General features: G+C 70.8%; 10 protein-coding genes. 6 read left to right on the top strand and 4 right to left on the bottom strand.

Annotation, left to right across the window (positions count from 1 at the left end):
* The first annotated feature begins 48 nt into the window (after positions 1-48).
* From ACH4DZ_RS32390 to ACH4DZ_RS32380, 3 genes are all read left to right on the top strand, one after another.
* The gene (locus tag ACH4DZ_RS32390) at positions 49-966 is read left to right on the top strand and encodes a DUF3558 domain-containing protein (protein ID WP_398291636.1); all 918 of its coding nucleotides are present in this window, start codon (positions 49-51) and stop codon (positions 964-966) included.
* Positions 967-1,115: 149 nt separating this feature from the next.
* Entirely contained in the window at positions 1,116-2,000 is an 885-nt protein-coding gene (locus ACH4DZ_RS32385; RefSeq protein ID WP_398291176.1) for a DUF3558 domain-containing protein, read from the top strand.
* Between the two features lie 182 nt (positions 2,001-2,182).
* The gene (locus ACH4DZ_RS32380; RefSeq protein ID WP_398291174.1) at positions 2,183-3,559 is read left to right on the top strand and encodes a DUF2637 domain-containing protein; all 1,377 of its coding nucleotides are present in this window, start codon (positions 2,183-2,185) and stop codon (positions 3,557-3,559) included.
* A gap of 92 nt (positions 3,560-3,651) precedes the next feature.
* Here the strand turns inward: ACH4DZ_RS32380 and lysS are convergent, their stop codons facing one another.
* On the bottom strand, positions 3,652-5,394 hold the full coding sequence (lysS, locus tag ACH4DZ_RS32375) for a lysine--tRNA ligase (protein ID WP_398291172.1): 1,743 nt from the start codon (positions 5,392-5,394) through the stop codon (positions 3,652-3,654).
* A 294-nt stretch (positions 5,395-5,688) separates the two neighbouring features.
* Here lysS and argS point away from each other — a divergent pair, with 294 nt between their 5' ends.
* The 3 genes from argS (at position 5,689) to ACH4DZ_RS32360 (ending at position 9,587) form a co-directional block, all read left to right on the top strand.
* Positions 5,689-7,485 (top strand): arginine--tRNA ligase, encoded by a 1,797-nt coding sequence (gene argS / locus ACH4DZ_RS32370; RefSeq protein ID WP_398291170.1) that lies wholly within the window; start codon positions 5,689-5,691, stop codon positions 7,483-7,485.
* A 276-nt stretch (positions 7,486-7,761) separates the two neighbouring features.
* Entirely contained in the window at positions 7,762-8,688 is a 927-nt protein-coding gene (locus tag ACH4DZ_RS32365; protein ID WP_398291168.1) for a phosphotransferase family protein, read from the top strand.
* A 101-nt stretch (positions 8,689-8,789) separates the two neighbouring features.
* Entirely contained in the window at positions 8,790-9,587 is a 798-nt protein-coding gene (locus ACH4DZ_RS32360; RefSeq protein ID WP_398291166.1) for a DUF4253 domain-containing protein, read from the top strand.
* An 18-nt stretch (positions 9,588-9,605) separates the two neighbouring features.
* Here the strand turns inward: ACH4DZ_RS32360 and ACH4DZ_RS32355 are convergent, their stop codons facing one another.
* The 3 genes from ACH4DZ_RS32355 to ACH4DZ_RS32345 all read right to left on the bottom strand — a co-directional run bounded on the left by ACH4DZ_RS32355 (position 9,606) and on the right by ACH4DZ_RS32345 (position 14,847).
* A complete protein-coding gene (locus ACH4DZ_RS32355; RefSeq protein WP_398291164.1) occupies positions 9,606-10,508 on the bottom strand; it encodes an SAM-dependent methyltransferase in 903 nt (300 codons plus the stop codon).
* Between the two features lie 157 nt (positions 10,509-10,665).
* Entirely contained in the window at positions 10,666-11,982 is a 1,317-nt protein-coding gene (locus ACH4DZ_RS32350; RefSeq protein ID WP_398291162.1) for a helix-turn-helix domain-containing protein, read from the bottom strand.
* 141 nt (positions 11,983-12,123) lie between these two features.
* Entirely contained in the window at positions 12,124-14,847 is a 2,724-nt protein-coding gene (locus ACH4DZ_RS32345) for an ABC transporter substrate-binding protein (RefSeq protein ID WP_398291160.1), read from the bottom strand.
* Positions 14,848-14,911 lie beyond the last annotated feature (64 nt).

Below are 14,911 nucleotides of genomic sequence, written 5' to 3'. Positions count from 1 at the left end.
ACCCTGGTCGTGAGCACAGTCGATCGACCCGTCGAGAGGAGCCCCACCGTGCAGCGGAAGGCGTACGTACCCGGCGTCGCCGCGCTCCTCGCGGCGTTGCTGGCCGGCTGCACCGGCGGATCGCCGGACAGCGGCGGCCAGGACGACCCGAAGCCGGGCGGCACGACGTCGACGGCCGCCGCCGCGCAGCCGGGCAAGTACCGCACCCTCCCGGAGCCCTGCGGCGCGGTGTCGCACAGCACTCTGGACTCGCTGCTGCCGGGCATCGAGCAGCTCACGGACGAGGAGCGGCGCGAGGAGGCCTACGAGGGCACGGCGACGGTCACGTACGACACGGACCGGAAGGTCGGCTGCCGCTGGAAGGCGGAGTCGGCGACCGCGACGGACCATCTGCTGGTGGATTTCGAGCGGGTGGTCTCGTACGACAACGCGGTGAGCGACGACGACCGCGCGGCGGAGCTCTACGCGAAGAAGGAGGTGGCGGCGGACCTTCCGGCACCGGCCGCGTCGCCCTCGGCCTCGTCGAAGGCACCTGACGCGTCCGAGTCGCCCGGGTCCGGCTCCGGGTCGACCCCCGATGCCGGCGCGTCCAGCACGTCCGGTGCGCCGGACGACGCCTCCGGTGACAGCGACAGCGGTTCCTCCACGAACGCGAACGCGAACCCCTCCACGGACTCCTCCACGGATCCCTCCACGGATCCCTCCGCCAGTGGCGTCCCCGGCTCCACGCCGAGCGCCCTCCAGCCCCGCACGCTCGACGATCTGGGCAACACGGCGTTCCTCGACGACGCGCTGAACGACTCCAAGCAGCGGACGGTGACTGTGGTGTTCCGCACGTCCAACGTGGTCGTGACGATCCAGTACGACGAGCAGCCGGCGACCGTCACGGACATCCCGAGCAGCGAGGACATGCAGGACAGGGCGCGGAAACTGGCGGGTCAGCTCGCCGAGTCGTTCAGCGATTAGGGACGTTCGGCGGGGGTTTCGGCCTCGGCGGAACCTGAGCCGCACATGTCCCGTTCGGGCTACCGTGGCTCCTCGGACCCGACCGAGTGCGGTCCGGCGCACAACGCGGCCGTCCGCACGTACACCCGAGCGTCTTGAGTGAAGGAACCATGCACCGATCCGTACAGCGACACCGTCAGCGACTCACCCGCGTCCTGGTCGGGGTTGCCGCCGTCCCGGTGATGCTCGTCGCCTCCGGCTGCTCCTCGGACTCCGGCGACGGCTCCGGCGACGACGCGAAGAAGGAGTCCGGCTCCTCGGCCTCGTCCTCCGCCACGGAGGCGGCCGCGGTGGTGAAGGAGGCGACGTACGCGAAGCTTCCCGAGCCGTGCAAGGTGTTCTCGTCGAAGACGCTGAAGGATCTTGTCCCGGAGGGCGCGGGGTCCGGCAAAGAAGGCAAGTCCGAAGACGTCGGCACACGCGGCAACTGCTCCTGGGACAGCCTGGACAACAAGGGTGTGAAGGGCTCGCAGTTCCGCTGGCTGAACGTGTCGCTGCTGCGTTTCGAGTCGGACGAGAGCCGGGGCACGGGCGAGAAGCTGGCCTCGGAGTACTACGCGAAGCACGCCGAGGACGCGCGTGCGGTGGAGGACGCGAAGAACACCAAGTCGCAGCCGGTGTCCGGCACGGGCAACGAGGCGACGCTGGTGACGTACGACCTGAAGAAGAAGGAAGGCACCTTCCGGCAGCAGACGCTCGTGACGCGCGTGGAGAACGTCGTCGTGACCGTCGACTACAACGGCGCGGGCCTCGCGGGCGACGACTCCCCGAAGGCGGCCGATCTGACGAAGTCGGCGCAGAAGGCCGCGAAGGAGGCCGTCCAGGCGGTGGTGACCGCGAACGGCGGCGGTGACGGGGCCACGGCCGGGTCGGACGCGGGCGCGAGCGCGTCCCCCAGCAAGTCCGCGAGCAAGAGTTCCGGCAAGGGTTCGGACCTCGGCGGCGGCTCCGACGACAGCGCGAGCCCCGACAAGTCCGCCACCGAGAAGGACTGACCCGGGGCCCGAGTCGGGAACCGCGGCGTCCAGTTCGACGCCCCCCACTCGCAGCCCTACCAGGACATTTGGTGGAGCCCGGCCCCCACGGAGGCCGGGCTCCACCCGTACCGGGCATCCGCACCCCGTACACATGTGCCACTCTGTTGCGCGCAACAGGTCGTAAGGGGAGGGGAGTACGGGTGGCCGCGCCTATGCAGCTCACCAAGACGCACAAGATCCTCATCGGAGTGGTCGTCTTCGGGGCGGTCGTCATCGCAGCGATCGGCTTCGCCGGTTCCTACGCTGCGGTCCGCGAACTCGCCCTGGAGAAGGGTTTCGGGAACTTCAGTTACGTGTTCCCGATCGGCATCGACGCGGGTATATGCGTCCTGCTCTCGCTCGACCTGCTCCTCACCTGGATCAGGATCCCGTTCCCGCTGCTGCGGCAGACGGCGTGGCTGCTGACGGCCGCGACGATCGCCTTCAACGGCGCCGCCGCCTGGCCGGACCCGCTCGGCGTGGGCATGCACTCCGTCATCCCGATCCTGTTCGTGGTCTCCGTGGAGGCGGCCCGGCACGCGGTCGGCCGGATCGCGGACATCACCGCCGACAAGCACATGGAGGGCGTACGCCTCACCCGCTGGCTGCTCTCCCCGCTCCCCACGTTCCTCCTGTGGCGCAGGATGAAGCTGTGGGAACTGCGCTCCTACGACCAGGTCATCAAGCTGGAGCAGGAACGTCTCGTCTACCAGGCGCGGCTGCGCTCCCGCTTCGGCCGCGCCTGGCGCCGCAAGGCCCCGGTGGAGTCCCTGATGCCCTTGCGGCTCGCCCGCTACGGCGTCCCGCTGGCCGAGACCGCCCCCTCCGGCCTGGCGGCGGCGGGCATCGAGCCCGCACTGCTGCCCCCGGCGCCGCAGCCCGCGCTGGAGCCGGCTGAGGCGTCCGCGGGCAGCCGCACCCCCGTGGCCGCGCCCGCCGTACGGGACGAGGCGGCTCCCGACCGGGCGCGGCGCCCCGCTGCCGAGGGCGACGAGTTCCCCGAGCCCCCCGAGCAGCCGGACCCCGCCGAGGTGCAGAACCCCTGGCTGCATGCCCGGGACCCCCAGTCCGTCGCGTACCAGGGCGGCTACGACCCGACGTACGACCCGGAGGCCGCGTACACCCAGTGGTACGCGGAGCAGCAGCAGGCCGAGGAGTTCGAGGAACAGCAACGACTCCAGGACGAGCGGCGGTTCCAGGACCGGCGACGGTTCGAGCGGGAGCCGCAGGCTCCCGAGCCCGCTCCCGAGCCGTCCATGGAGGACACCGGCACCTTCCCGATCCCGTCAGGTCCGAACCGCACCCGCCAGCTCGGCGAGGGCGGCGGCACTCCGGTTCAGGAGCCGGACGAGGAGTCGTTCTACCAGCTCTTCAAGCGGTCGATAAACGGACACGGTAGTTATCCGACTCCGCGTGAGTTCGGCTCCGACGTAGAGGCGGAGTTCCGCGTCGACCTGCCCGAGCAGGAGGCCAAGCGGCTGGTCACGCGCTTCACGAACCGCCACTTCATGGAACTGGAAGAAGACCACATCGCGTAGCACAGGCGCGCATACGCGGCAGGGGGCGCCCGGTGAACTCCGGGCGCCCTCTCTCACGTACAAGCAGGTCAGTAAGTACTGCTGCCGCCCGGCTACTCCCCGAGCAGCTTCCTCACCCGCTCCTGGCCCACCGCGAGCAGCAGGGTGGGCAGGCGCGGGCCGGTGTCACGGCCCACCAGCAGGTGGTAGAGCAGCGCGAAGAACGTGCGCTGGGCGACCTTGATCTCCGCCGGGAGTTCCTTGGGCGTGGCGTCGGCGGAGAAGCCGGCCTGGACCTTCGGAACGCCGTAGACGAGGTGGGTGAGCCCGTCCAGCGACCAGTGCGTGTCGAGGCCGTCGAGCAGCAGCCGCAGTGAGGCGCGGCCCTGGTCGTCGAGGGACTTGAGGAGTTCGGCGTCCGCGTCCTCGCGCACGACGGTCCGCTGGTCGGCGGGGACCTGGGTGTTGATCCAGGCCTCCGCCTTGTCGAGCCGCGGCCGGACCTCGTCGAGCGAGGTGATCGGGTCCGCGGGGTCGAGCTCGCCGAGGATGCGCAGGGTCTGGTCCTCGGCGCCCGCGGTGATGTCGGCGACGGAGGCGAGCGTGCGGTAGGCCATCGGCCGGGGCGTCTTCGGGAGCTCGCCGGCCGCGGTGCCGACAGCGCGCGCGTAGGCGGCGACGTCCCCCGGCAGGGCGGACCCGTCGGCCACCTTGGCGCCCAGCTTGTCCCACTCGTCGTAGAGCCGCTGGATCTCCTGGTCGAAGGCGATCTTGAACGACTGGTTGGGCCGGCGGCGGGCGTAGAGCCAGCGCAGCAGCTGCGGCTCCATGATCTTCAGAGCGTCGCCCGGAGTCGGGACCCCGCCCTTCGAGGACGACATCTTCGCCATCCCGGAGATCCCCACGAAGGCGTACATGGGCCCGATGGGCTGCTTGCCGCCGAAGATGCTCCCGACGATCTGCCCGCCGACCTGGAAGCTGGACCCGGGGGACGAGTGATCGACACCGCTCGGCTCGAAGACGACGCCCTCGAAGGCCCAGCGCATCGGCCAGTCGACCTTCCAGACGAGCTTGCCGCGGTTGAACTCGCTGAGCAGCACACTCTCCGAGAAGGAGCACTCGGTACAGGTGTAGGTCAGCTCGGTGGTGTCGTCGTCGTAGGCCGTGACGGTGGTGAGGTCCTTGCCGCAACCACCGCAGTACGGCTTGTACGGGAAGTACCCGGCGGATCCGGTGCCGTCGTCCTCGGCGGCGGCGCCCGACCCCTCGGCGGCCTCCAGCTCGGCCTCGTCGACGGGCTTCTGCCCCTGCTTCTTCGCGGGGGCCTTCTTGGTCCGGTACTGGTCGAGGATCGCGTCGATGTCACCGCGGTGCCTCATCGCGTGCAGGACCTGCTCGCGGTAGACCCCGGAGGTGTACTGCTCGGTCTGGCTGATCCCGTCGAACTCGACGCCCATCCCGGCGAGCGCCTCGACCATGGCGGCCTTGAAGTGCTCGGCCCAGTTCGGGTACGCGGACCCGGCCGGGGCGGGTACGGAGGTCAGGGGCCGGCCGATGTGCTCGGCCCACGACGCGTCGACCCCCGGAACGCCGTTCGGCACCTTCCGGTACCGGTCGTAGTCGTCCCAGGAGATCAGATGCCTGACCTCGTGCCCGCGCCGCCTGATCTCGTCGGCGACGAGGTGCGGGGTCATGACCTCGCGCAGGTTGCCGAGGTGGATGGGGCCCGAGGGGGACAGTCCGGACGCGACGACGACGGGTTTGCCGGGGGCTCGGCGCTCCGACTCCTCGATGACCTCATCCGCGAAACGGGAGACCCAGTCGGTGGTCTCGGTGCTCTGAGCCACGATCGGCACGTCCTTCTTTCCTACGGTTCGACACGGCTGACCGGCTCATTGTCCCAGCTCGGCCCGCATCCACGAAAACGCCTTTTCACCGCCCCCGCCGCCCCTCGTATCGCGCTTCGCGCTCGTCCTCAGACGCCGGACGGGCTGGTTTTCCAGCCCGTCCGGCGTCTGAGGACCGGGGGTTCGGGGGCGGAGCCCCTGAGTCGGTGACGGGACGGGCAGGGGCGGCGGGGGCGGAAAACCCCTTTACCCCCGTGGGATACTGGCCTGATCCATGCCCACGAGGAGAACGGCACCCACCCCATGCCCCCGGTCACGTCCCTCACCGCCCACGTCCACCAGCGCCTCGCGACCGCACTCACGGCAGCCCTGCCGGAGACCGCGGACGCGGACCCGCTGCTGCGACGCAGCGACAGGGCGGACTTCCAGGCCAACGGAATCCTCGCCCTGGCGAAGAAGGCGAAGGCCAACCCCAGGGACCTCGCGACCCAGGTCGTCGACCAGGTCGTCACGGGTGACCTGATCCAGGACATCGAGGTCTCGGGCCCCGGCTTCCTGAACATCACCCTCACGGACCGGGCGATCACGGAAACCCTCGCGGCCCGCGCCGCGGACCCGGCGGACCGCCTCGGCGTACCGCTCACCGCGCACCCCGGCACGACGGTCATCGACTACGCCCAGCCGAACGTGGCGAAGGAGATGCACGTGGGGCACCTCCGCTCCGCGGTGATCGGCGACGCGGTCGTGCGGATCCTGGAGTTCGTCGGCGAGAGCGTCGTCAGGCGGCACCACATCGGCGACTGGGGCACCCAGTTCGGCATGCTCATCCAGTACCTGGACGAGCACCCGCACGAGCTGGACCGCAAGACCGCCGCGGACGCCGGGGACACCGCCACCGCCGAGACGGGCGAGGAGGCGATGTCGAACCTCAACCGCCTCTACAAGGCGGCCCGCACGCACTTCGACTCCGACGAGGAGTTCAAGACCCGGGCGCGCCGCAGGGTGGTCGACCTGCAGGCGGGCGACGCGCACACCCTCGCCGTCTGGCAGCGGTTCGTGGACGAGTCGAAGGTCTACTTCTTCTCGGTCTTCGAGAAGCTGGACATGGAGATCCGGGACGCGGACATCGTCGGCGAGTCGGGCTACAACGACATGCTGGACGAGACGTGCCGCCTCCTGGAGGAGTCGGGCGTGGCGGTCCGCTCCGAGGGCGCGCTGTGCGTGTTCTTCGACGACGTGAAGGGCCCGGACGGCAACCCGGTGCCGCTGATCGTGAAGAAGTCGGACGGCGGCTACGGCTACGCGGCGACCGACCTCTCCGCGATCAGGAACCGCGTCTTCGACCTGAAGGCGGACACGCTCCTGTACGTGGTCGACGCCCGCCAGTCCCTGCACTTCAAGATGGTCTTCGAGACGGCACGCAGGGCGGGCTGGCTGAACGAGGACACCAAGGCGCAGCAGCTGGCCTTCGGCACGGTCCTCGGCAAGGACGGCAAGCCGTTCAAGACGCGTGAGGGCGAGACGGTCCGGCTGGTGGACCTCCTGGACGAGGCGATCGACCGTGCCACCGCGGTGGTCCGCGAGAAGGCCGAGAAGATGGGTCTTTCCGAGGAGGAGATCGTCGAGAACGGCCGGTTCGTCGGGGTCGGCGCCGTGAAGTACGCGGACCTCTCCACGTCAGCCGTCCGGGACTACAAGTTCGACCTGGACCAGATGGTGTCGCTGAACGGCGACACGAGCGTGTACCTCCAGTACGCGTACGCCCGCAGCCGGTCGATCCACCGCAAGGCAGGGGACAGGCGTGCGGTGGCCCATCCGGAGCTGGCGCTGGCTCCGGCGGAGCGTGCGCTGGGGCTGCACCTGGACCAGTTCGGCGAGCTGCTCCTGGACGTGGCCTCGGGGTACGAGCCGCACAAGCTGGCCGCGTACCTGTACCAGCTGGCGTCGCATCTGACGACGTTCTACGACCAGTGCCACGTGCTGAGCGACGCGAACCCGGCGGAGGTCGTCGAGAACAGGCTGTTCCTCGTCGACCTGACGGCCCGCACGCTCCACCGGGGCATGGCGCTGCTCGGCATCAGGACCCCCGAACGCCTCTAGGCCCTGTGTCGTCACATTCCCGTCTGCCCGCCGACGCCCCGTCAGCACCCCTCACCGTGACGCCCGTTCGGGTGAGGGGATGCTGAAGGCGTGCACGTCAAAGCGCTGGCCAAAGGTTGAGGTCGCAGGGCGTACCCCCCATTATGCGAGGCTGCGGGGCCGCGGCCCCCGAGTCCGGGGAACGCATGAGCCCTGTCGAACCGCACGCTGGGAGCGCAATGAGCACTGCACTGCCCTTCTTCATCCCTCCGGCCGGCCGGAGGGTGTGCGCCAGTCATGCTGCCACTCGTTGAGACCGGCGAGGAGCTGGACGCGGTCGTCCGCGACGAGGCCCTGCTGCGGCCGGCCGTGGCGGACCTGTGCGAGCGCCTCGGCCTGGTCCCCAAGCAGATGGTCCGCTACATCGAGGGCTCGCTCCCGGTGTACTCCATCGGCGCCGCGCACGTACTGAAGCTGTTCCCCGCCTTCGAGAAGCTCGACGCCCGGCGCGAGGAGCGGATGCTCAGCCATGTGTACGGCAAACTGCCGGTCCCCACACCGCAGTTGTACTCGGCCGGCGCGTACAAGAACGGCTGGTCCTTCGTCCTGATGTCCCGGCTGCCCGGCGAGGGTCTCGCGGACGCGTGGCCGCGGATCCCGGCGGCGGACCAGGACCGTATCGTCACGGAGGCCGGTGAGACGCTCGCGGCGCTGCACGCGCTGAGTACCGCGCCGCTCTCGGACCTCGTCGGTCCGTCCGACTGGGGCCTGTTCGTCGACTCGCAGCGCGCGAACGCGGTGGAGCGGCAGCGCGAGACCGGGCTGCCGGAGGTCTGGCTCGACCAGATCCCGTGGTTCCTGAACTCGGTCCCGCTGCCCGCCCCTTCGCGCCGGGTGCTGCTGCACACCGAGTTCATGCGTGAGCATCTGACGGTGGACCCGGACGGCTGGCGGCTGGCCGGCCTCTTCGACTTCGAGCCGGTGCTGGCCGGCCACCCCGCCTACGACTTCGTGAGCGTCGGCCTGTTCCTCTCGTGCGGACAGCCCCGGCTCCTGAAGCGCTTCTACGAGGCCTACGGGCGCCCGCCGTTCGACCCGCACACGGTGATGGCGTACACGCTGCTGCACGTCTACAGCGACCTGTCCTCGTATCTGCGCATGCTGCCGAAGCCGCCGGAGCCGACGCTGGACTCGCTCGCGCGGACATGGTTCGGCACCGACTGACGGACCGCCGCGGAGAGTTGGCGCGCGGGTGGCCGGAGCATCGGCCACCCACGTCGATGGCCCCGGGGCCGTTGTCAGTGGCGGGCTCTAAAGTCACGGGCATGGCGACTCTTCCGAACCAGCTGCCGACGCTCGCGGCCGACCCGGCCGGCCGCTCGCTCGGTCTCGACCTCCCGCCCGGTGCCCTGCTCGACACGACGGTCGAGGGCCCCTGGGACGAACCGCTGCTGTGGCGTGCCGACGCCCCGGCGGCGCCGGGCGACTGGCTGCGACTGGCGTCCGCGCGCCGCACGGCGGGCCTGTGCCCGGTCCTGGTCGGCGGGCGGACGGGCAGCGAACCGCACCCGGACAAGTGGGAGTTGGACCCGGCCCTCGCGTCCTATCCGGGCGACCACGACGCCGAGGAGGTCCTCGCGGAGCTCTGGGAGGAGTACGCGGCCGAGGCGCAGGACGCCGACTGGCCCGGCCTGGCCGCGGCGGGCGTACCGGACGTCGACCCGGACGTGTGGGCCGCCGAGGTGACGGACGCGCTCGTCGGCGGCGCGAGCCGGCTGCGGGAGCCACGCCTCGCGCTCGTCCCGGCCCGCCGCAGCGCGGACATCCCGGCCGCCATCGGCTGGTGCGGTCCGGTCGATCTCACCGACGACGTGGCGGAGCTGTGCGCGGTCCTGCGTTCCTGGGAGGACCGCTTCGGCGTCCGGGTCGTGGCGCTCACCTTCGACCAGCTGATCGTCTCCGTCGCGGCCCCGCCCAAGTCCCCGGCCGAGGCGGAGGCGATAGCCGCCGAGCACTACGCGTTCTGCCCGGCCGACATCACCCGGAGCGGCCATGCCTCCCTGCGGGCGTACGCCGAGCGCGAGGTGCTCGGCGCACATTCCTGGACCTTCTGGTGGGACTGACCGGCCGGCCCCGCGGTCTCAGGGCTTGCGGCCGGTGACCGCGTACACGTTGATGTCCGCGTCCGTCACGTCGTTGATGTCGCGGTAGCGGACCTTCTCGATGTCGTCGAGGCCGTCGAGGTAGGCCGCCTCGGGCTGCTCGGGCACGGGCGCCGCGTTGTCGGGCCGCCAGTGGTGGGCGGGGACCACACCGGGCTCGTCCACCTCAAGGCCGTTCTCGGTGAGGAACCGCTCGACCTCCGCCTTCGTACGCAGCACGAAGGTGAAGCCCCGCTCGGTGTACGTGCGCTGGACCGCGCGGACGTTCTCGGCGTTGAGGTCCTCGGTGAGATGGCTGAGCACGAGCCGGCTTCCCGAGGGCAGCGCGTCGATCAGTTCGCGGACGATCGGATAGGCCCGCTCGTCCTCGACGAAGTGCAGGATGGCCACGAGCGCCAGCGCGATCGGCCGGTCGAAGTCCAGGGTCTTCGCGGCGCCTTCGAGGATCTGGGCCGGGTTCTGCAGATCGGCGTCGATGTAGTCGGTGCGGCCCTCGGGCCCGCTGGTGAGCAGGGCGCGCGCGTGGGCGAGGACCACCGGGTCGTTGTCGACGTACACGACACGGGAGTCGGAGGCGATGCGCTGGGCGATCTGGTGCACGTTCTCCTGGGTCGGCAGCCCGGTGCCGATGTCCAGGTACTGCCGGATGCCCTCTTCGCCCGTCAGCGTGTTCACGGCGCGGCGCAGGAAGTCGCGGTTGTGCCGGACGTCGAGATAGCCGCGTGGATTGGCGGCGAGCGCGGCGGCCGCCGCGGCCCGGTCCACCGGGTAGTTGTCCTTGCCCCCGAGGAAGACGTCATAGACACGGGCCGGGTGTGCCCTGGTGGTGTCGATCCTCCTTCTCAGCTCGGCGGGGTCCTGGCTGAGAGCATCACCGGGCATAGGGCCTCTCCCTGGAGAGTCGCGTCAGTCAACGGGCAACAACCTAACTCCCGCCAGGACTTGATAGTGCCCCGACGTCAAGATCCACAGATTGGATCACCCGCTCAACGTTTCACCCGCCCCCGATCCGGGCAGAAGCACCCGCTCATCCAGGGACTCACCCGGGCACGTCGGGCTCGTACTCGTCGCGTCCCCAGGCGGAGTCACCGAGCGGATGGTTGTAGGCGGGCCGCCCCACGTTCCCGCTCGTCCGGAAGGGACTGCCGTCGTCGTCGACGCGAACCGTGCCCTTCTCGCCCCCGCTCGACCACTCCAGCTCCAGATACCAGCTCACGTCGTACGTCCGGGCGTCCGCGAAGATGTAGAACACCTCGGGGTCGGACTCGCTCACCTTGTACGGGAAGTCGCGCTGCCCGGCCCTGGGCGAGGTGTCGGGCCGCCCGGCGTCGAGGTTCACGCCGAACGACGTGGTCTCCACACCGCCGCCGCACCCGACGCCCATCTGGAAGTCGTTCCAGGCGAGCGGCGCGCTCTTGTCCACCACCCGCACATGCAGATCGTCCAGGACGACGGTGGACTTCCCGGTGCCCTGGACGGTCAGCGCGAGCATCTGCCGCCCGGCGGCGACCCCGCCGAGCGCGTTGACCCACCCGCGGGCGTCGGGCTCACTCGGCGGCGGGGGCACCTTCTCGGGCGCACGGTCGACAAGGTAGTGCTGGCTGCACGGGCTGTCCCACTTGTACGGGTTGACGGCGACGATGGGCGCGGTGGCACCCTCCGCGCCGCCGGCGCTCCCGGCGCCCCCCGCCGACCCGGCCGTTCCACCACTGCGCGAGGCGGAGGGTGCGGCGGACGCCGAGGGACTTTCCGAGCGCGAGGCGGACGGTGCGGCGGACTTGCCCTTCGCCCCGGCGGACACGGTGGCCTCCGGCCGGTCGTCCGCGGACGCGCCGGCCCCGACGGACTGCTCGCGTCCCTCACCGTCGTCGCCCGCCACGAACTGCGCGACGAGCGCCACCGACACGACAGCGGCGGCCACGGCGGCACCCGCGAGCACGACGGTACGCCGCCGCCGCGAGCCCGAAGGGGTGGCCTGCGGAGAGACCAGAAGATCGGCGGGGCCGGCCGCGGCCGGCGAGTCCTCCCGCACACCCTCGGCGGCGACCGTCACCGCGGCCTCCTCCCCGGCCGCGGCCTCGCTCCCCGCCCCCGCGGCTCCCTCACCCGGCTTCTGCCCCCGCCGCGCGTCCGCGAGAACCCACCGCCGGTGCAGCTCCACCAGTTCCTCGGGGGTCGCCCTGCACACCCGCGCGAACCGCTCCACCGGCGCGTAGTCCGTGGGCACGGCGTCCCCGTTGACGTACCGGTGCAGCGTGGACGCACTCGTGTGCAGCCGCTTCCCCAACACCCCGTAACTGAGCCCGGACCGCTCCTTCAGCCGCCCCAGCAGCTCCGTGAACTCGTCCCCCGCCACCGTCCGCACCTCTCTCCACGTCCCGGATCCGCATGCAGGAGCGGGTCGGTCCCCCGACGTCGAAGCCGCTGCGGCCGGGCCTGATCCCCGCACCGGCCCGGACCATCCAAGCACGCCGCCCCCGGCACCCGGTCGAGTGCCTCAGGGGCACCAGTCGTCCTGGGTCCCGTCGCCCAGACGGCCGCAGAGGCCCATCTGGGCGGGCAGGCCGCCGTTCACCACACGCTGGACCGAGATCAGCTTGTCGATCGGGGTGTGCCCGCCCGCCTCACCACCGAAGTCGATGGTGCCGCTCTCCCCGTCGAGCGCACGCCTACCGTGGACGGTGCCCAGCGCCTGCCACACGGCGTGCGGGGTGAGCCGCATGCCACGCGCGTTCTCCTGAAGGTAGGAGATCGCCTTGAGATACACGCCGACGGCGTCGAAGGCGAGGGCCGCGTGCCCGTCCAGGTAGGTCGTCGCGAGCGACGGGCACTCCTCCTGGAACAGCACCTTCATCGTGCTGTAGAGGTTGCCGGAGTTTTCGCAGGACGCCGTGTTGCGCGTGAAGTCGAGGAACTCGTACCGCAGACGGAAGAAGTAGGAGCGCCGCTCCATGTCGGCGCCGAGGCGGGCCACGTCGTCACCGCCGAGGATGAAGGGTTCGGAGGTGCCGCATGCCTGGTCGACGGCGCGGAGGATCGCCTCGAAGTCCTCGGAGCGTCCGGCGAAGAACACCATCCGCTCCTTGTCACGGCAGACGTCCTGTCCGGCGGAGTGCGCACCGGGTGTGCCGGAGAACGCGCCGACCGGCGCGGACACGGGGACGAACTCCCGGGGCGTCACGGTGAAGTCCTTTGCCTCGAAGGCACTTTCGACGTCCTTCCACAGGGTCCGGCTGTACGCGTCGCTCCGGTCGGCGGAGTACAGGACGAGTACCTCGCGCTTCCCCACCTTCTCGCCCGTCGTGACCAGCTCGTCGGCGTACGCGGCGGCGACTGCGGCCTCGCGCACGTTCTGCGGCGAGACCTGGTGGTAGAGCGGTGAGTGGTCGTCGAGCGTGTCGGCGGACGGGGTCGTGGCGACCATGGGCAGCCCGGCGCGGGTCAGGGCACCGATCGTCCTGACCGTGGCCTCGCGGCTCTCGTCGAGGCCGGTGACACCGACGATGGTCGGATCGGCCTCCATCAGCTTCCGCACCATGCCGGCGACCCGCACGCCGTACCGCATGCCGGAACCGGCGTTGGCCGACAGGATCCGCAGCACGGGCTCCGTCTCGCCCTGCCCGTCGAGCTGCCGCCGCTGGGCGCTCGCCACGCCCTGAAGCTGCTCGCGCGCGTACGACAGGGCCTTGAGCGACTGACCGTCGGGGCTGCTGAGCATGGCCGAGACATGGACGAGTGTGACCAGGGGCCGCTTGCCGGAAGCGCGGTGCAGCCGCTCCGCCCGCCCGTTCTGGTCGGCGATGACCTGCAGGGTCTTCGTCAGCTTCTGGTCGTGGGAACCGAAGGCGAACCCGTGCGAGGCGACCCCGACACACTCCTTCGTCCCCTTCCGCCAGGTCACCGTCGCCGCGTCGGCGTCGTAGCGCTCCAGTCCGCAGTGCGCCTCCTTCCACCGCGTTTCCCTCTCCAGCGTCGCCCCGACGGTCGCGGCGACCAGGGCGAGGACCAGGGCGACGGCACCGGCGGTGGCGGCCCGCCCCGCCCAGACGGGAGGCCGCCCGACGGTGAACCGCCGCGCCGCGGACGTGCACTCGCTCTGCGCCGCGAGATCGGGGTGCCCTGCCGGCAACGGCGCGGGCACCCGCACGGGCAGATACCAGAAGTCGGCGCCCCGACTGCGCCCCGCGCCCCGCAACCGCTCGCACCAGGCCTCGTACGGCGTGAGCTCCTCCGCCAGGCTGCGCACCCGCATGCGCTCGTGGTCGTGCTCGCCCTCCGTGCAACTGGTGATGATCAGCAGCGGGTCGAAGGCGCCGGTCTCCCTGCGCACCTCCACGAACGAACGCACCAGCTCCCGCCCGCGGTTGTCGTCGCTGACGCCCTTGAGGAACGCCACGCAGTACGCCGTACGCCGCGCGGCCCGCCGGCGCCAGGGCCGCCGCCGGTAGGCGACGCGCAGGTCCTCCAGAAAGGCGTTGATCATCAACTTCACGACCTGGTCGGGGTCTTCGCGCCCCCATCGCGGCTGGGTGAGCCGCAGCGCGAACCCCGCGAAGGTCCCCGGATCACCGGGTGCCATGTACGGCTGCCGCAGCAGCCACCGGTACTCGCCGCCCAGCACCCGCCAGGCCCGGAACCACATCAAGGGCAGCACGTACAACCCGAAAACGTACGCCCACCAGGGCACTTTCCCCTGCAGCGCCACCTCGGTGCCCGGGGCCCGCAGAAAACCGAGCACCGGCCGGCGCTGGAACTCACGGTCCCGCAGCCGGCTCAGCATGTCCTGGTCGTGCCGCGAGTCCGGTTCCTCGTCCGTGCAGGTCATCTCCAGCAGCCAGTTGACCAGCCCGAACCGCCGGAAGCGTACGCGCCGGTCGTGCCCGCCACGCTCGGACGAATACTCCTGAGCCAGCCGCACCAGCACCCTGCGGCACACCTCGGACCGCTGCCAGTCCGCGGCGAGATCACCACGCTCATGAGCGACTTCGCCCCAGCACTCGGCCACATCGATCACTTCGTGCGGAACACGCCGGGGCTGTGCCTCCCCGAGCGCCCGCCGGATCTGCTCGACGAGCCGGTCCTGCCGGTCACCGACGAGCCCCAGCACGGGCATCCCGTCCCGGTCGGGCACCTCACCCGGCGACTCGCCCTTCCGCGGGCGGCGTACGAGCTGGTTCAGCAGTGAGAAGAGCTTGTCGGCATGCGCGAAGACGGGTTCCACGGTTCCCCCGGAGCGGTGCTCGAACCAAAGTGACCCGCCACACTACTCACCGTAGCGATCCGGT

Source organism: Streptomyces sp. NPDC017991 (assembly GCF_044328075.1).
In the GTDB taxonomy this organism is placed as follows: Bacteria; Actinomycetota; Actinomycetes; order Streptomycetales; family Streptomycetaceae; genus Streptomyces.
Note: the sequence above shows the minus strand (reverse complement) of the source record. Positions and strands in the feature narration are given on the sequence as shown.

Bases quoted from the DNA above. Each gene is read 5' to 3' on its own strand.
- ACH4DZ_RS32385 (WP_398291176.1), top strand. From the start codon at position 1,116: ATGCACCGATCCGTACAGCGACACCGTCAGCGACTCACCCGCGTCCTG.
- argS (WP_398291170.1), top strand. From the start codon at position 5,689: ATGCCCCCGGTCACGTCCCTCACCGCCCACGTCCACCAGCGCCTCGCG.
- ACH4DZ_RS32365 (WP_398291168.1), top strand. From the start codon at position 7,762: ATGCTGCCACTCGTTGAGACCGGCGAGGAGCTGGACGCGGTCGTCCGC.
- ACH4DZ_RS32360 (WP_398291166.1), top strand. From the start codon at position 8,790: ATGGCGACTCTTCCGAACCAGCTGCCGACGCTCGCGGCCGACCCGGCC.
- ACH4DZ_RS32355 (WP_398291164.1), bottom strand. From the start codon at position 10,508: ATGCCCGGTGATGCTCTCAGCCAGGACCCCGCCGAGCTGAGAAGGAGG.